The organism is Rhodobacter sp. CZR27 (genome assembly GCF_002407205.1).
Classification (GTDB): domain Bacteria; phylum Pseudomonadota; class Alphaproteobacteria; order Rhodobacterales; family Rhodobacteraceae; genus Cereibacter_A.
Window position 1 is genome coordinate 1403907 of the sequence record NZ_CP023548.1, and the last position, 17415, is coordinate 1421321.

At 69.6% G+C, this 17415-nt stretch carries 16 protein-coding genes; 2 read left to right on the top strand and 14 right to left on the bottom strand.

The window, feature by feature from the left end:
• Position 1: 1 nt before the first annotated feature.
• From CK951_RS06860 to CK951_RS06890, 7 genes are all read right to left on the bottom strand, one after another.
• Complete coding sequence (locus CK951_RS06860; RefSeq protein WP_096785438.1) at positions 2-1036, bottom strand: Pvc16 family protein; 1035 nt, start codon at positions 1034-1036, stop codon at positions 2-4.
• Between the two features lie 3 nt (positions 1037-1039).
• On the bottom strand, positions 1040-1894 hold the full coding sequence (locus CK951_RS06865) for a hypothetical protein (RefSeq protein WP_096785439.1): 855 nt from the start codon (positions 1892-1894) through the stop codon (positions 1040-1042).
• Entirely contained in the window at positions 1891-2697 is an 807-nt protein-coding gene (locus CK951_RS06870; protein WP_096785440.1) for a hypothetical protein, read from the bottom strand. Before CK951_RS06870 ends, CK951_RS06865 begins: the two co-directional genes overlap by 4 nt.
• Positions 2698-2699: 2 nt before the next feature.
• Positions 2700-3212 carry a phage tail protein gene (locus CK951_RS06875; RefSeq protein WP_096785441.1) on the bottom strand — a complete coding sequence of 171 codons (513 nt, stop codon included), beginning with the start codon at positions 3210-3212 and terminating at the stop codon, positions 2700-2702.
• A gap of 33 nt (positions 3213-3245) precedes the next feature.
• The gene (locus CK951_RS06880) at positions 3246-4826 is read right to left on the bottom strand and encodes a phage tail sheath subtilisin-like domain-containing protein (RefSeq protein WP_096785442.1); all 1581 of its coding nucleotides are present in this window, start codon (positions 4824-4826) and stop codon (positions 3246-3248) included.
• Between the two features lie 563 nt (positions 4827-5389).
• The gene (locus CK951_RS06885; protein WP_232520707.1) at positions 5390-5584 is read right to left on the bottom strand and encodes a hypothetical protein; all 195 of its coding nucleotides are present in this window, start codon (positions 5582-5584) and stop codon (positions 5390-5392) included.
• 246 nt (positions 5585-5830) lie between these two features.
• Positions 5831-6907: an ABC transporter substrate-binding protein gene (locus CK951_RS06890; RefSeq protein ID WP_096785443.1), complete on the bottom strand. Its 1077-nt coding sequence runs from the start codon at positions 6905-6907 to the stop codon at positions 5831-5833.
• Positions 6908-7387: 480 nt separating this feature from the next.
• Between CK951_RS06890 and CK951_RS06895 the strand changes: the two genes are divergently transcribed.
• On the top strand, positions 7388-7876 hold the full coding sequence (locus CK951_RS06895; RefSeq protein ID WP_096785444.1) for a hypothetical protein: 489 nt from the start codon (positions 7388-7390) through the stop codon (positions 7874-7876).
• A 46-nt stretch (positions 7877-7922) separates the two neighbouring features.
• Positions 7923-9917 carry a sigma-54-dependent Fis family transcriptional regulator gene (locus tag CK951_RS06900; RefSeq protein ID WP_096785445.1) on the top strand — a complete coding sequence of 665 codons (1995 nt, stop codon included), beginning with the start codon at positions 7923-7925 and terminating at the stop codon, positions 9915-9917.
• A gap of 142 nt (positions 9918-10059) precedes the next feature.
• Here CK951_RS06900 and CK951_RS06905 read toward each other — a convergent pair whose 3' ends face one another.
• The 7 genes from CK951_RS06905 to CK951_RS06935 all read right to left on the bottom strand — a co-directional run bounded on the left by CK951_RS06905 (position 10060) and on the right by CK951_RS06935 (position 17375).
• Positions 10060-11157 (bottom strand): NAD(P)-dependent alcohol dehydrogenase, encoded by a 1098-nt coding sequence (locus tag CK951_RS06905; RefSeq protein ID WP_096785446.1) that lies wholly within the window; start codon positions 11155-11157, stop codon positions 10060-10062.
• A 91-nt stretch (positions 11158-11248) separates the two neighbouring features.
• Complete coding sequence (locus CK951_RS06910; RefSeq protein WP_096785447.1) at positions 11249-12880, bottom strand: molecular chaperone GroEL; 1632 nt, start codon at positions 12878-12880, stop codon at positions 11249-11251.
• Between the two features lie 63 nt (positions 12881-12943).
• Positions 12944-13726, bottom strand: coding sequence for an iron-sulfur cluster assembly protein (locus CK951_RS06915; RefSeq protein WP_096785448.1), 783 nt, complete (start codon positions 13724-13726; stop codon positions 12944-12946).
• Positions 13727-13730: 4 nt separating this feature from the next.
• Complete coding sequence (locus CK951_RS06920) at positions 13731-14753, bottom strand: amidohydrolase family protein (RefSeq protein WP_096785449.1); 1023 nt, start codon at positions 14751-14753, stop codon at positions 13731-13733.
• A gap of 58 nt (positions 14754-14811) precedes the next feature.
• Positions 14812-15180, bottom strand: coding sequence for an MmoB/DmpM family protein (locus CK951_RS06925; RefSeq protein ID WP_096785450.1), 369 nt, complete (start codon positions 15178-15180; stop codon positions 14812-14814).
• 11 nt (positions 15181-15191) lie between these two features.
• Positions 15192-16250, bottom strand: a complete 1059-nt coding sequence (locus CK951_RS06930; protein ID WP_096785451.1) for an aromatic/alkene monooxygenase hydroxylase subunit beta — start codon at positions 16248-16250, stop codon at positions 15192-15194.
• Between the two features lie 30 nt (positions 16251-16280).
• The gene (locus tag CK951_RS06935) at positions 16281-17375 is read right to left on the bottom strand and encodes an NADH:ubiquinone reductase (Na(+)-transporting) subunit F (protein ID WP_096785452.1); all 1095 of its coding nucleotides are present in this window, start codon (positions 17373-17375) and stop codon (positions 16281-16283) included.
• Between the last annotated feature and the right edge of the window lie 40 nt (positions 17376-17415).

Consider the following 17415-nt stretch of genomic DNA (forward strand, 5'->3'; position numbering starts at 1 on the left):
GTCACGACCCCACCGTCAGGGTCAGCACGTTGCCCGTGGCAGAGCCGGGCAGAGGGGTGCCGTCGTTGGCCGCGGGCTCGGCGGTGATGGTTGCCCGGTCCCCGCCCGCGGCACCCTGAAGCGCAAGCGTCACCGCCGCGGCCGGATCGTCGATGCGCTGCGCGGCGATAGTGAATGCCTGCGGCGCCTGCGTCTCCGATGCGCCGCCGGCCCGGAGCCACGCGACGGTCAGCGCGGCCCGCCCGCCCAGCGGACCGGCCAGCGCCACCTCGACCGTGGCCGTCCCGGCCGGCACCGTCGTCGTCGAGCCGAGGCCTTCGCCACTGCGGAACAGCTGGACCGGCAGCCAGTCGGCCGGCGGCGCCGTGGCGCCCGCCAGCGGGAAGGCCCGCGCCTCCGCCCCATAGGCCAGCGTTCCGTCCGCCGCCAGCACCGGCACCGGAGAGGGCGAGATGTCGAGGACCGCCGCCCGAGCCGGCGGAGCGGCTTCGCGCGGGCTGAGCGGCTCCACCGGGATCAGCGCCAGCTCGTAGCCGCAGGAGAGGCGATAGGCCAGTTCGCCGCCCTGCGTGGTCCAGATGTGGTTCATCTCTTCCATCGTCACCGGCTGCAGCGTCGCCTCGATCCGGTAGAGGACATGCTCGCGCCGGCGGAAGTCATCGGCGGGCGTGCCCGCGGGCACAGCGCCGGGCAGGACGACCGGGATCACCGGGAAGCTCTGCAGCACCGACATGGCGTGACCCAGGACGCGCAGATCGGTATCGGCCGGCGGATCGCCCTGACCGGCGGGGAAGCAGGTCAGCAGCACATGCGCCCGCACGAACAACGGATCGCCCGAGCCCGCGGCGGCATGGAAGCCCGAGGGCGCAAGCCGATAGACGAAGATGTTGAGCAGGCTTTTCTCGCCGCCCTTCGCCGTCTCCTGCGCGCGTTGCGGCGCGTCGAGCGAGATCACCACCTCCTCGCCGAAGCGGGTGTCGAGGAAATCCGCGAAGCCCTGGATCGCGACCGACAGCGAGGAGACCGGCAGCGCCATGGCTTACATCCCCCCGAGATAGCGGCTGCGGAGCGCGCGGGAGAGGGCCGAGGCATCCATCCCCGTGGCCGGTGCAGACGGTTCATGGATCGTCACGTCGATCTGTTCGATCACGACGCGGGGGCGCTCGGCGACCGATGCGGGGCCGGTGAGCGGCGTCGGGGGCTGGAATGGCGCGGCCGGCGACCAGAGCGGCTCGGCAGGCGGCAAGGCGGCCATGTCGGCATCGACGGCGGGGCCGCCGGAAGGGCCGGCGACGGCCGGCACGGGCGAGGCCGCCTCGCGGCGCAGCGTCAGCAGCGGCTCGGGCTCCGGCTCTGCCGAAAGCCAGGCGGGCTTCGGACTGGTGCGGGGTTCAAGTTCATCGGCGTCCGGGGCGAGGCGCGCGACGGGTTCTTCCTCATCCTCCTCCGGCCCGGGCGGGGCACGGCGCAGAAGCGGCCGAAGGGGCCGCGCCTCCTCCTCCTCGTCGTCGGGGGCAAGGCTGCGCGCCACCGGCTCCTCCTCGTCCTCCTCCGGAGGGGCGGCGGCGCGGCGGAGGGGTTGCAGCGCCTCCTCCTCGTCCGGCGGAAGATCACGCTGCGCCTGGATCGGCTCCTCTTCCTCCCCTTCGGCGGTGCGCCGGACCGGCTCCTCCTCCTCCTCCTCTTCCGCACGGGGGGCGGCGCGGCGCAGGGGCTGCGCCTCCTCCTCCTCCTGCATGGCGCGGTAGAGCGGCGAGAGCGGCGTCTCCCCGGCCTCGCGCTCGGGCTCCTCGAGGCGCGACAGCGTGCCGAGCCGGCCCTTCGGGTGGGCCAGCGGCACCGCGGGAAGCCCGGATACGGCCGCGCGCGACAGGATGCGGGCAAAGAGGCTCATCGCGCCCCCCCCGTGCCGCGCATCTCGGCGGCGATGAGCTGCGCATAGGCCCGGCGGCGGCTCACGGGCAGGGCATGGATCGCGCCCTCGTCCCAGTGATAGGCGCGGGCGATCAGATGCGTCTCGCGCAGGATCTCGTCTGGGCGGGGCAGCGCGAAGGCAAGCGGGTCGATCACCGCCCGGGTGGCGGCCCCGCAGGCGGGACAGGTCGTGGCGATCTCGTCCCCGATGTCGGGCGCGACGGCATCGAGCGCGGCCTCGATCCGGTCTAGATCGGCTTCCGTGAAGCGGCAGGCATCCTCGACCGCGGTCCCGGCCAGCCCGAGCAGGGCCACAAGATCGCGGCGGGGATCGGCCGTGGTGCCGCGGGCAAGCACTTCCTCGTGCCTTCCGTTCGGCACTTCGAAGCGGCGCGGGCCAAGGCTGGTCTCGACCTCGGTCATGGGAAAGCCCGGGCCGGGCGGGCCCTTCGGCACCTCGGCAAGGTGCAGGCGCAGGTCGTAGGGCGCGCCGCAGGCCGAGCAGTCGGCCTGGAACCAGCCGCTCTCGCGCCCGAGCAGGGCGGCCGCCCGGCAGAGCAGCCAGGCCCGCGCACCTGACGGCAGCCGGCGCACCAGCGGTGCGGTGACCCGCTCGCCGCCGAGCGTCTCGTAGAGTGCGACGAGCACCTCGCTCGCCCGCTCGGGGCGGGAGACGGGCGCGATGGCGGCCTCGGCCAGACGAAGCTCGACCGCGCCCGTCATCGGCCGGGGCACCGCCTCCGGAAAGGCGAGCGCCAGCGTCTCCGGCGCGCGCCAGCCCATCGTCAACTCTCCGCGGGCTCGGCCACGGCGCGGTCGCGCACGAAGCCTTCGTAGGCGATCGTGATCGACTGGATGCCGACCGTGTTCATGTTGTTGGCGTCGAACTCCGGCAGGGCCTGGAACTCGCTGACCCAGGCACGGCGCAGCTTGTAGGAGATCGCGGGCACCCCCTGCAGGTTCAGCACGTTGATCACCACGTCGCGGCGGTATTTCACCAGGCTCATGCCGGCGTCGCCCTCGGCCACGTTGTTCACGGAATTGGCCCATTCCTCGAACACCTCGTCGTGGCTCAGGCCCTGCTCCAGCGTCACGTTCTCGAACTTGGTGCCGCCGGGGATCGCGCGCTGGTGCGAGGGATCGCCGGCCGAGCGCCAGTTCACGACCTCGGTCGTCTTCTTCAGCGCGCCCATCTTGGACAGGCCGGCGACGGAGCGGCCCGCGATCACCACCTGGAACTTGAAGGTGCGGTAGGGATCGTAGCGGTGGGCGTTGGCGGGAAACATCGGAGCGGGCATGGCGGAAGCCTCCTGAACGGCGGGAACGGAAGGTCAGTTCGACTGGCCGACCTTCTGCTGGATCTCGACCACGACGAACTCGGCCGGCTTCAGCGGCGCGAAGCCCACCACCACCCGGACGATGCCGGCATCGACGTCGCCCTGCGTCATGGTGCTGCCCAGCCCGCAGCGCACGAACCACGCATCCGAGGACTTTTCGCCCTGGAAGGCGCCCGAGCGGTGCAGCCCGTCCATGAAGTCGCCCACGCTCGCACGCAGCGCGCCCCAGAGCTTGTGGTCGTTCGGCTCGAACACCACGGCCTGCAGCGCGCGGTAGAGGCTTTCGCCGATCATGCTCTGGGTGCGGCGCACCGGGACATAGCGGAACTGCGGCCGCGCCTTGGTGGCCAGCGTCCGCGCACCCCAGATCACGGTCGGCCCGATGATGGCGCGCAGGCAGTTCACCCCCCATTCGTTGAGGTTGTCCTGCACCTCGTTACCGATCAGGATCGTCGGCCCGAGCGTGCCGCGCACCGTCGCCTCAAGCCCCGCCGGCGCCTTCCACACCCCGCGCGTGGCGTCGATGCGCGCCCAGATCCCGGCCGCCGCGGCCGAGGGGCCGATCTCGAAGGTCCGGGGCAGGTTCGCGGCGGTGTCGGGGTCGTGGTAGGGGTTCGCGACCAGCAGGTGGGGGTGATAGAGCACCGCATAGGGCGAGGTGGGCAGCTTCGCATCCGCGACGTCCTTCGGGGTCTTCAGGCTGCCCTTCGCGTCGGCATCGATGATCACCAGCCGGTTCTGCATGTATTCGGCATGGGTCAGCGCCGCGTCATAGGCCGTCGCCCCATCGGTGCCGGTCTTGTAGACCTGCCCCGGCAGCAGCACGATCGAGATGTCGCGGTAATCGCGCAGCCGCTCGAAGGCCGCCGTGTAGTCGGTGGTCTTCGGCGCCTTCGGGTCGGTGCCGGTGTCGAGCACGGCATTCAGTGGCGGATCGGTCCCGGCCGTGCCGTCCTCGAGCCTGGCCGTCACCAGACCCGAGAGCAGCGCCACGCGCTGATCGAAGAAGCCGGTGGTGCCTGTCTTCGTGGTCAGGCCCGGGATCACCTCGAGTTCGGTGCCGATCGCCTTCTTCGCCAGATCGGTCTCGGCGAGGCTCGCTGAGGTCTGCAGGCCGATCCGCAGGCGATACTCTCCCGCCAGATCGCCGACCTCGAGGCGCGCGAGCAGCTTGTTGGCCCAGACGCCGGGGGAGTTGGCCGTCAGCGTCAGCTTGCGGTTGGCCGAGCCGTCCTTGAATGCGATCGAGGCGGTGGCGGCGGTCCCCGCATCCTCGCCGACCGGCACGATATAGGCCTTGGTCCCGCCATTGGCGAAGTACAGGTTCACGGCATGGCCCATGGCATCCGCGCTCTGGTCGTCGTTGCGGATGCCGCCGAGGCCGCCTCCGGCCGGGCCGAAGGCCCGGGCATACTGGTCGAGCGAGGTCACGAAGACCGGATCGCCGCCCGAGGCGGTCACCCGCGCGCCGCGCCGCGTGCGGCCGACGAAGGCGGTCACCGAGGTCGAGGCCGCCTCGATGGCGAGGGCGTTCGAGGTGACGTGCTCGATATAGACGCCGGGGTGCTGATACATGGCGGGCGCTCTCCCGTGACGGGTGACATGGCGGCCGGACATGCGGCAAGGGCCGTCCGGGACCGGCGGGGTTTCAGAGGCTGTGCTGTCGGAGGCCAGCGCGCCGCGCTGGCGGCGTCAACGCGCAGGGCGCGCGGTGGCGGGCGATGAAGGCCGGAGGCGGGGCGGGTTCCGAGAGATGCGGACTGTCATGCGACCCTCCGGGCAGGGATATCGGTCGTGAAGCGGATCTTCAGAATTCGGACGTTCAAGCAAATTCAGGATCAGCGATTCGCCCTTTGCGATCAAGAGGAATACCTGACGTCGAGGCAACTCTTCCTTGGCGGGCATCTTGCCGGGTGCGACGGCACCGGAAGGGGGCCTGCCCATGATTGCGGCAGTCGTCGGACGACGACGGGAGCGGGCAGAGGCGGACCGGATCCGCGCCCCGGTCACGGCGGCGGCCGGTCAGGCAAGACGGCACGGCCTGCGGGCGTCAAACCCGAGGCGCATCCCTCGCCGGCGGTGTGACAGCGGATCAGGCCGCGCGCCGCGAAACGATGGCGGCCGCGGCCGGGCGCAGGCTATTCGGCGCGGTGCCGCGTTACCGATTTCAGCACCAGACGGGTCGCCTCGGGCGGAATGGCCTTCACGGCCTCGGCCTCGCTGTCGAACTCGATCGGGCTGCCGTCGGAATAGTGCCGGTCGAATTCCAGCCGGTCCCGGCTGTCGACCCAGGCGAGCACGTATTTCGTCTCGGTGGAGTCCTGTCCCATCATCCGATCCTCCCCCGGCCATTCGAGCGCCGCGCGGCGCATCGGTCAAGCCGGTCGCCCGGGGTGCGACGTTTGCGACCGGGCGGAAGGGAGTGGCGTCAGCCGCTCGTTCAGGCAAGGCGAGGGCCCGGAGCCGGCCGGAAGGGGTGGTGTCAGCGCCCCCCGTTCATTCAAGGCGAGGGCCCGGAGCCGGCAGGCCGCCTCCGGGAGAACCTGCCGCCCGGACCGTGCCGGGCGGCAAGAGCGGGATCAGCTTGCGAGCCAGGCGTTGAACCGCTCGTTGAGTTCCGTGTCGCGATCCACCCAGAACTCGTAGTCCGACGCCAGCGCGTTGGACATGTTCTCGGGGCTCGTCGGCAGGTGCGGGCCCATCTCGGTCTTGCCGTCCTGATACATGCCCACGAGCGGCGCCGAGGATTTTCGCGGCGGCCCGTAGCTGATCCATTCGGCGGCATTGGCCAGTGGCTCGGATCCGGTCGAGAAGGTCACGAACTCCTTGGCCTTGTCCAGGTTGGGGGCGCCCTTCGGGATCACCCAGCCCTCGAACTCGTAGACCTGTCCGTCCCAGACGATCTCGAACGGCTTGTTCTCGGAGATCGCGGCGTTGAAGATCCGGCCGTTGTAGGCGATGGTCATCGCGACCTCGCCATCGGCCAGAAGCTGCGGCGGCTGGGCGCCGGCTTCCCACCACACGATCTGGTCCTTGATCGTATCGAGCTTCTTGAACGCGCGGTCGATGCCCTCGGGCGTGCCGAGCAGGTCATAGACCTCGGCGGCGGGGACGCCATCGGCCAGCAGCGCCATCTCGAGGTTGACCTTGGCCGACTTGCGCATGCCGCGCTTGCCGGGGAACTTCTCGAGATCGAAGAAGTCGGCCAGTTTCGCGGGGGCCGCGCCCTCGGCGAACTTGCTCTTGTCGTAGGCCATCACGGTCGAGAACACGTCCGTCGCCACGAAGCAGTCGGCTATGGAGCCCGGCAGGAAGTCGTCGGTCGCGGGCGAGCCGTCCGGCGCGGGCGCCAGCATGGCCGGGTCGATCTGCTCGAGCAGGCCCTCGTCGCAGAGCCGCACGGCATCGGCATATTCCACGCTGGCGACATCGGTCGTCACGTTGCCCGACTCCACCTGCGCCTTGATCGGCGTGGCCGGGTTGTCGGTATCCACCGAGACGACCGTGGTGCCGGTCTTGGCCGTGAAGGGCTTGTGATAGGCCTCCACCTGGCTGACGGTATAGGCTCCGCCCCAGCCGAGGACCGCAATCTCGTCGGCCGCGGCAGGCAGGGCGAAGCCTGCCAGAGCGGTGGACAGAAGGATAAAGCGCCTCACTAGATTCTCTCCCGTGTTGAACGTCTTGCGGGTCAGGCCCGCGAATGGCCCGACCCGGGCGGGCGGGGCAGGTCCGAGGCTACGGACAAGGGTTCGCGGAAGTCAATGTTTCAGGCGGGCGCATGACGGCGGAGCGTCCCGCACCCCCGGCAAGGTTGTGCGCGGCCGGCCGCGGTTCGGCTGGCCGCCTTCGGCCGGGCGCGCTTGCCTGCAGCTTGGGCAGATCATGCGCGCGGCGGGGGCATCCGCGAAGACGCGACCGGCATGCGCCGAAGGGAGGAAGCCGAAGGCCGCGTAGTAGCCCGTTACCACCTATCCGTGCCATTGGCCGCTAGACTTCCCGCATTCCGATTGCAGGCCCGTTGGCCACCCCTCCAGACAAAATCAGCGGATCGACATGGGGTGGCGGTTGCCGCGGGTCCCGAAGTAACGACCGTCCGGCTGCCGGGGAGGGCCGCCTGCCGGTCCAGGGGAGGACACATGGTCGACATCATCTCGAGGCGGGACGGTCCCCGCCGCGAAGACGCCGCCGCACGCCATCTCATCGATCAGAACCGCCAGAGCATCACGCGGCTGGCCGATCAGCTGACCGGCGGCGGCTATTCCGCATCGCGGGCCGCCGCCACCCCGGCGCCATCCGCCCCCGAGCCCCCGGCCCGCCGCATCCATGCCTGGGGCGGTCCCGCGGCGCCGGCCGAGCAGGCGCCCTATCTTCGCATCAGCCGCAACGGGCGGGTCGTGATCGCCTGCGCCTCCTCGGGCCGGCAGCTTCATCTGCTGGGCGAATTGCGCCGCCGCGACGGGCGCACGCGCTTCGCGCTGGCCACCGCCGGCAACGGCTTCCTCTCGCCGGTGGCGGAGGGGATGGCCGAGGTGCTCGGCGATCTCGACGGATGCGAGATCGGGCCCGAGCTGACCGAGGAGCGGCTTGCACGCGAACTGTCCGGGCGGCTCGGCCTGACGGCCTGAGCGGCATGTCCAGCCAATCCCGGAAGGGACAGCAGGGAGACGCGGGATGACTGACGCCCGAAGCGACCGCCCGGCGGCGCCGTCGGCCGATTATGACCACGGCGCCACGATGCGCGCCTGGGAAAACCTGCTCAGCGGCGTCGCGGCCGAGGGGCCGGCCGCCGGCGTCCGGCCGGAGATCCTCGCCTCGTGGCAGCGCTGCCGCAAGGTCGGAACCGACGCGCGGGCCTGCGAGGCGCCGCTGCACTCCTGCGAGGAGACGCTGCGCGAACGGTTGCAGGGCGCGCAGGAACTGCTGGAGGCCGCGACCGACACGCTCGACCAGCTGGGCCGCCTGCTGGAGGGGGCGGGGGCGATGCTGCTGCTCTGCGACGCCTCCAGCATGGTGATCCGCGCCATCGGCGATGCGCGCACGCGCGACCAGGGCCGCGAGATCAACCTCGAGGTCGGCGGGACCTGGGACGAGGCGGTGATCGGCACCAACGGCATCGGCACCGCGATCCGCGAGGAGCGGCCCACCTTCGTGCATGCCTCCGAGCATTTCTGCGCCGGCATCAAGGGCTGGAGCTGCGCCGCCGCTCCGATCCGCGATCCGTTCGGCTTCGGCACGGTGGGGGCGATCGACCTTTCGGGCGGCCCCTCGATCTTCCGGCCGCACAACCTGGCGCTGGTGGCGGCGGCGGCGCGTGACATCGAGGCGCGCCTGGCCGAGCGCCGCCGGCAGGAGCGCGAGCGCCTGCTGGAGGCCTTCATCGACACGAGCGCCGGACGCGGTCCCGAAGACGGCGTCGTGATCCTCGACCGCATGGGGCGGGTCGCCTTCAGCCGCAACATCGCGCCCGAGGCGCAGGATGCCACAGGTCCGCTCCGCCTCGGTCACATGCTCGTCGACCTGAAGCGGCTGTCAAGCGACAGCCAGATCGCGGCTGCCCTGCCGCCGATGCTGCGGCCCAGCGGGATCAGCCGGCTGATCCTAGATGGCGAGCAGCGCGGCACGGTGCTGCATCTGCCGCGGCCCCGCGTCGTCTCCGCGCCGCGTCCGGTCGCGGCGGTGGCGAGCCTGATCCCGCCGCGCGCCGGCACCGGCGAGGCCCCGCTGCCCATCATCGGCCAGAGCGGCGAGTTCCTGAACGCGCTCGACCTTGCCCGGCGGGCGGCGGAGGCGGGCGCCTCGATCCTGATCCAGGGCGAGACGGGAACCGGCAAGGAGCTTTTCGCACGCCTCGTCCACGCCTCCTTCGTGGCGCGCAAGGCGGATGCGCCGTTCATCACGATGAACTGCGGCGCGATCTCGGTCGAACTGGTGGCGTCCGAGCTGTTCGGCCATGTCGCGGGCGCCTTCACCGGAGCGATGCGCGACGGGCGGCCCGGCAAGTTCGAGCTGGCGCATGGCGGGGTGCTCTGCCTCGACGAGATCGGCGAGATGCCGCTGGACATCCAGCCCTATCTGCTGCGCGTGCTGGAGCAGCGGGCGATCTACCGTGTCGGCGACAGCCGGCGGCGGCCGGTGGACGTGCAGGTGGTCGCGATGACCAACCGCGACCTGATGGACGATGTCTCGGCCGGCACCTTCCGCCGCGACCTCTATTACCGGATCAGCACCGTGACAATCGAGGTGCCGCCGCTGCGCGCGCGTCGGGGCGACGTGCCGCTGCTGATCGCGCATTTCAACGAGGCCGCCGCGCGGCGGATGGGCCGGGCGCCGCTGCGGTTCTCGGACGAGGCGATGGCCCTTCTGGATGGCTGGGACTGGCCGGGCAACGTGCGGGAGTTGCGCAACCTCTGCGACCGGCTGCATGTCTTCCTGCGCGGCGAGGATGTGCGCGCGACGGACCTGCCGGAGTCGATCCGCCGCGGTCCCGCACGGCCCGGCCCGCGGTCCGAGGATCTGAGCCTTGACGAGGTGGAGGAGGCCGCAATCCGCCGGGCCTTCGCCGCCGCCGAGGGCAACGTGACGCGCGTGGCGGCCATGCTCGGGATCTCGCGGCCGACGCTCTACCGCAAGATGCGCCATTACGGCATCCGCCGGACCTACGAGTGACGGGCCGAAGCGCCATTTTCCGGGAGGGCTTCGGCCCGGCGGAAGGGCGCCGCGGGCCCACGAGCGCCGGGTGAGGCGAGGGGCGTGCCGTCGCAATGGCCACGTCCGGGCGCCCTTTGTCGGGCGCCCGGCTGAATCGAAGTCACTTCACCGCTTCGGCCACCCGCTCCGACGCCGCGACCTTCTTCGGCGGCGCGCCCGGCACGATCACGCCGCGGCCGGTGAAGCGGCGGTTCTTGAAGTCGTCGATCGCCGTGTTGATGTCGTCGAGCGCGAATTCGGTCTGGTGCATCCTCACCTTGCCGTCCGCATTCAGCTCCATCAGTTCCACCAGTTCGGTGTAGTCGCCGACCAGACTGCCGCCGATGCGGATCTCGCGCGCGACCAGTTCCAGCGTCGGGATCTCGATGGTGCCGCCATAGCCCACCATGATCAGGTCGCCGCCGTTCTTCAGCAGCTTCCAGCACAGGTTCTCGACGCCCAGTTCGCCCACGAAGTCGATCACCACCTTCGCGCCGCCGCCGGTGATCTGGCGCACCTCCTCGATGATGTCCGGCCCGCCCGAGAGCACCTTGTCCGCCCCCAGTTCCTTGGCCAGGACCTGCGCGCCGGGCTCGCGGTCCACTGCGATCGTCCGGCAGCCGGCCATCTCGTTCAGGACCTGCAGCGCGATATGCCCGAGGCCCCCCACGCCGAGGATCAGCGCCCATTCGCCGGGGTTCAGCAGCTTCGCCGCCCGCTTCGCCGCCCGATAGGCGGTGATGCCGGCATCGGCCATCGGCGCGACCGACAAGGGCGTGATCCCGGTGTTCAGCTTGATCAGCGAGCGTTCGGAGGTCTTGAAATACTCGGCAAAACCGCCGTCTAGTCCGAGACCGGGAAAGAGACTGTGCTGGCAGTGCATGTCGTGGCCATGCCGGCAGTTCAGGCAGATGCCGCAGGTCCTGAGCGGATGGCAGATCACCGCGTCGCCGGGCTTGACCGAGGTCACGGCCGAGCCCACGTCCTCGACCCAGCCCGCGTTCTCGTGGCCCATGATGTAGGGCAGGAGGGTCCCGCCCGTGTCCATGAAGTCCTTCCACACCCCCTCGATGATGTGAAGGTCGGTGCGGCAGAGCCCGGCCGCGCCCACCTTGACGATCACCTCGTCTGGACGCTCGATGGTGGGGGCGGGGACGTCCTCGATCTTCAGCCGGACGTTCATCGCGGGGTCGTATTCATAGAGCCTTGCAGCCTTCATCGGGTTCCTCCTGGAAATCGGCTCGCCCTTCCGGCGAGCGGGTGTCGGGATCGAGGGCGCCCGCCGGGGGAGACGCCGGCGGGCGCTTGCCTCACGGCCGCCCGAGCCGCTCGGCACCGCCGCCGAGGGCGGGACCCTCGGTCGGATCCTCGACCTGCTCGAAGTGGCCGACGAGGGTCTCGGTGGTCAGGATCAGCGCGGCGACCGAGGCGGCATTCTGCAGCGCCGCGCAGGTGACCCGCACCGGGTCGATGATCCCGGCCGCGATCATCTCGCGATACTGGCCCGAGGCCGCGTCGAAGCCGGTGCCGGACTCGGCCTCGGTCACGGCCTTCACCACGGCATTCGGGTCGCTGCCGCGGTTCAGCGCGATCCGCGCCAGCGGCCGCGTCAGCACCGAGCGGACCAGCCGCACCCCTTCGGCCACGTCGCCGGACAGCCCGGTCAGCGTGTCGAGCACCGGCGCCACCTGCGCAAGCGCCGTTCCGCCGCCCGGCACCACGCCATCCTCGGCGGCGGCGCGCACCGCGTTCAGCGCATCCTCGACCAGCTGGATCGTGCGCTTCTGCTCCACCGGCGTCACGCCGCCGGCATGGATGATCGCCGTTCCGCCCGAAAGCTTGGCCACCCGTTCGCGCAGCTTGTCCTGCTCGATGTTCGGGGGGGCGGCCTCATACTGGCGCTGGACCTGCGCCCGGCGGGCGGCGATGGTGGCCGCGCAGCCCTCGCCGCGCAGGATGGTGGTGTGGCTCGCGCTGGTCACCACCCGTGCCGCGCCGCCCAGCTGCGCCCGCGTGACCGCCCCGACCTTCTGGCCCAGGTCGCGCGCCAGCACCGAGCCGCCGGTCAGGATCGCGAGGTCGTCCATCATCGCGCGCCGCCAGTGGCCGTATTCCGGCGGGTGAACCACCAGATACCTCTCGGGCGCCGGCGCCTCGAGCAGCGAGATCACCACCTCGGGCGAGACCTCCTCGGCGATGACGAGAAGCGGGCGGCCTTCCTCGCGCGCGATGGTACGGGCGGGGTGCAGGTCCTCGGGGTCGCGGATCTTCTGGTCGGTCATCAGGATCAGCGGCCGGTCGAGATGGGCCTCCATGCTCTCGGTGTCGGTGACCATGTGGTGCGAGAGATAGCCGCGGTCGAAGGACATGCCCTCGATCACCTCCAGCACCGTCTCGACCGTCACGCCGTATTCGGTGGTGATGACGCCGCTGGTGCCGACGCGCGCATGCGCCTCGGCCACCAGCGCGCCGAGCGCCTCGTCGGTGGCCGCGATCCGGGCGACGGCGGACAGGATCGCCTCGTCATCGGCGGCAGGGCGGGCGGTTTCCTTCAGCGCGGCCACCACCCGACCCACGGCAAGCTCGATACCGCGGCACAGGTCCACCGGCTTCGCGCCCTTCTCGGCCAGGATCACCCCCTGCTGGATCATGGCGTTGGCCAGCACGATGGCGGTCGTGGTGCCGTCGCCGGCCACCTCGTTCGTCTGCATCGAGACCTCGCGCACGACCTGCGCGCCCATGTTCTCGAAGCGGTCGGGCAGTTCGATCTCCGAGGCGATCGAGACCCCGTCGCGGGTGACGAGGGGCGTGCCCACCGGCCGGTCGATCATGGCGTTCATGCCCTTCGGGCCCAGCGTCGGCTCGACCGCCGCGGCGAGGCGGGCAACCCCGCGGGCCAGCGCCTTCCGCGCCTCGTGATTGTGCAGCATCTTCTTCGGCATGGTTGTCCTCCCTGCGCCGCCGCCTGCGCGGGGCGCGCCTCCTTTGATGATCGGGCGGGCCGCTCAGGCGCGGCCGGCAAGGGGTTCGCGCGGCGGAACCCGGTTCAGGATGAAGTCGATCAGTTCCGGCTCCTCCGGGCTGTCCCGGTATCGTGCGGCCTGAAGCCCCCTGCAGAGCGCGCCGTTGAACTCCATGTTGATCCGGACGGAGCGAAGGCGGGCCATGTGCGCCGGAAGCGTGGCGGGCGAGAGGGGATCGCCCGCCCAAGTCACGAAGGCCGGATCGCCCGGGGCGGCGGCGCGGAGCGAGTCCCGCAGGATCGCCCGGTAGCGCGGAAGCTCGGCCGCGGCCGGACCCGAGGTGAAGCGCAGCCGGTCCAGATCGGCCAGCGTCATGGCGCAGATCGCCTCGTCCGGGACCTGCCGCTCGCGCAGCGCGAGCAGCACGGCCTCCTGCCGGCGCTGGAACGCCTTTTCCTCGAACTTCGCGCGCAGCTCGTCGAGGTCGCCGCCCTCCTCCTCGGCGAAGACGCAGGCGAAGGGCAGGCCCTCGTTCACGCCGCGGTTCACCTTGTCGGCGAAGAGGTGATCGACCAGCCGCACGCGCACCTGCGCGACCCATGGCAGCGCGAGGATCTCGCGCCGGATGCCCTCCGCCATCAGGAAGGCGAAGTTGGGCGAGCACCAGTAGGTCGGCAGGCGGAAGTCCACCTCGACCCGGTCGCGCAGAACCGCAATGCGCTCGATGAAGCCCAGATCCGTCACCGGCTCGTCAAGCTCGGGGTCGGAGACGCGGGCAAGGCGGGCCCAGAGCTGGGCCCCCTTTCCGGTTGTCGGCGCCTGCATCGGCCTACTCCGCCGCAGCCAGGACCGGATGGTCCGCGAAGTCGCGCCGCTTGGCCTCGATGTCGATGCCGTAGAGCCGCGCCGCATTGAGCCCGAGGATCTTTTCCTTGATCTCGTCGGTCAGCTGCACCCCGCGATCGGCGGCGATGTCCTCGGGGATCTGGAAGTTCCAGAACCGCTCGACCAGCCATTTCGGCGTCCAGATCGCATAATCCGACCCGAAGAGCAGCTTGTCCGGCCCGAGCCAGAACAGAAGCTCGGCCATCACCTCGGCGAAGTAGCGCGGGCGGGTGTGGATGAACGGGAGCGCCACGGCAAGGCCGCCGTAGACATTGGTCTCCTGCACCGCGATCCAGCAGAAGTCGTCCAGCCGCGGCAGGCCGCAGTGCTCCACGATCCAGTTCAGCCCCTGGAAGTCGGTCGCCGCATCGTCCACGTCGCCCACCGAGAAGCTGTCCTTGGACAGGGGAATGATCGTCGGGCCCTTGTGGACATGCATGTTGCGGATGCCGAGCTTTTCGCACAACTCGAAGCACTTGTAGGCGGCGGGGTCGGTCAGCTTCCAGCCGCGGCTGTCGCCGTGCCATTCGGCGGTGTAGAGCTTGACGCCCTGGATGTCGTGCGTCTCCTTCATGTAGTGGATGTATTCCAGCGCCTTCTCGCCGTCGCGCGGATCGAAGGCGCCATTGACGATGAAGCGGCCGGGATTGCGCGCGGCCATCCTGGCAGAGCGCTCGATGCAGCCGAAGCCGGTCTTGTAGAAATCGCCGAGCACGGTCGTCTGGATGATCGCCATGTCGTCGGGGCCGTCCACGAACAGGTCGCGGTAGATGTCATCCTCGGAACATTTTTCGAAGCGGGACTTGTCCCACTGTTCGTCCTTCGGGCTCAGCGCGGAATGATAGGCATAGAAGCAGTCGATGAACTGCTTGCCGTGGATGTTGGCCTGGTTCTCGGGGCTGCCGTCCCAGAAATGGGTGTGGGCATCCACGACGAAGATCTCGCGGCCGTCAGCGGTGCGGTACATGTCTTCCTCCCTGTCAACTCGATGGGGCAGGGCGGGCCGGGCGGCCCGCCCGGATCGGTCAGATGTATTCGAACACCTCGTCCATGTTTCCGAACAGGATCACGGTATTGTCGTCCACCCGGACCATGCGGCCGTAGTGGGTCGAGGTGTTCACCTCGAACATCTCGGCCGTCATCTCCTTGCCGAGGAACTCGCTGATCTCGTCCATCTTGAAGATCAGCTTGCCCTCGCCGTCGATGCGGATCAGCGCCGGGTTGTAGGTGACGGTCACCTTCGGATCCTGGTCCATGAACTCGGCGATGGCGCGCGCCTCGACCGAGTCATTCATGGTGACGCCGCACTGGTGCGAGATCGTCTGCTCGAAGGTGATGTCTTTCATCGACTTGAAGATGTTGGACTTGGTGCTGTCGCGGGCTGCAACGGACATGTCACGTCTCCTTAGCGGGAAAGGCCGAGTTCGCCGAGAATCCGCTCCAGCCGCTCGTGCGAGACGGCCCGGACATCCTCGAAGCTCACGGGTTTGGAGTGGGGCTGCGACCAGATCGGCTGAAGCGCCGCCGCCGCGCGGTCGGCCAGCGCGGCATGCCTGCCGATCCAGGCCTGGAACAGCGCCCGGTTCGCCTCGCCGTGCTGCTCGTCATTGGCCAGCAGATACATCAGGTCGATGGTGTTCGCGAGGTTGCGCTCGTAATCCGCCTCGGCCGCCGAGATCACCGGGGGGGTGATGAAGTCGTTGTTGGCCGCCGCCGCCTGCATCAGGAAGCCCGAGCGGAACAGCTCGCCCACCAGCGGCTCGAAGATCAGGTTGATCGCGAAATACTGCTCCAGGTAATCCTCGGTCCCCATGATGGTCTCGACCGCCTCGCGGCAGGGCTGCCAGACCGGATCGTCAAGCCAGGCGCGCTTGCCGGCCTCGTCGTCCCAGCCCTCGATGTCCATGCCGATCTCGGCCAGATACAGCGTGATGTCCTGCGCGAGCCGCATCTTGTAGGAGGCGTTGGTCAGCGTCGCGTTGTTGATCATCTGCGTGTAGCCGTAGCGCTGCGCCTGCATCAGCGAGGTGCCGAGCCCGAACTCCGCGTGCTTCCAGGCGCCCAGATGGGTCTGGAGGATCTTGACCCAGGCGCGGTCGAAGGCGCGGGGCGCGCCGGCCTTGCGGGCATTCGCAATCACCGACTGCACCATGGTCTCGATCTTCGACTGGCGCTGGTAATGCGTGCGCTCCCACTCCTGGTCCGGCGCGCGGAAGGCGTGCCAGTTCGAGCTGCGGGCATGGGTGTTGTCCTTGGTATAGGCGCCCTTGCCGTTCGAGAAGCTGATGATCCAGTCCTGGATCAGGTAGCGTTCGGGATCGGGCTGGACGTCGCAGGTCACGTCCTCGTAGTGGGTGGCCCGCTTGCCGCGCGGCTCGAAGTAGTTGTAGCGCCGGCTGGCGGAGCCCGCGAAGATCGCCGCTCCCGCGGCGCCCGAGCCCACCGAACTCGAAAGTGCTGGCATTGGTCTTCCTCCCTGGTGAAATGGCCGGCGTCAGTGTCCCGATGCGCCGGAGGTTGTGGTGAAGCGGTCGAAGAAGATGCGATCGCTGTCGAAATCGAGCATGAAGAGCACGGGCTGCAGCGCGTCGATCATCGGCGGCGGCCCGCAGGCATAGACGTCGCCCTGGCCCTCGATCCCTTCCTCGCGCAGGATGCGAGAGACCGCCTCGTGGACGAAGCCGCGCTCGCCCTCCCAGCCGCAATCCACGGCGGCATGCGACAGGACCGGGATGAAGCGGACGGAGGGGTGCGCCGCCGTCAGGGCCCCGATCTCCTCGAGATGGAAAAGATCCTCGGGCGTGCGGGCTCCGTAGAAGAACAGCACCTCGCGATCCTCGCCGCTTTCCACGTGATCCTGCAGGATCGACCAGACCGGCGACATGCCCGAGCCCGCGCCGACAAGGATCACCGGTCCTTCGCGCCCTTCGCGCCGGAAGCACATCCCGTAGGGTCCGGTGACGGAGACGGAGGCCCCGAGCCGGATTCCCCCGCTGTCGAGCTGGTTCGAGAACTTCCCGTCGGGGTATTTCTTGATGATGAAGCGCAGTTTCTGGGTTTCGCCCGGCGGATTTGCCATGGAGAACGACCGCGTAATCGTCTCCCCTTCTTCGGTGGTGACGGTGATGTCGACATACTGTCCGGCCCAGAATTTCAGGGGGGCGTCGATCTCGATCTCGACCCCGCGGATGTCGTGGGTGAGGGCGCCGAAGCCGGTGATGCGGCCGGCGAAGGTTCTCACCGGGATCGACTTGGACAGGACCTCCTCGTCATAGTTCAGCAGGTCGATCGTCAGGTCGTCGAAGGGCCTCGCGCGGCACATCAGGATGTGGCCGCTGTCGCGCTCGCCGTCGTTGAGCGCGAAGGTGGAATACTTCAGCATGTCCACCTCGCCCTCGACCAGCACGCATTTGCAGGCCGAGCACTGGCCCTCCTTGCAGCCATGCGGCAGCGCGATGCCCTGCCGGAAGGCGGCATCGAGCACGGTCTCGTCCTCGCGCACCTCGAATTCCACGCCCACCGGTTCGAGCCGCACGGTGTGGGTCTCGACCGCGGTCTCGGGTCGCTTCGCTGCGGTATGAACGCCCATTCGGTTCGGCCTCCCTGCCGTCCGTTCGTGTCGTCTGAGG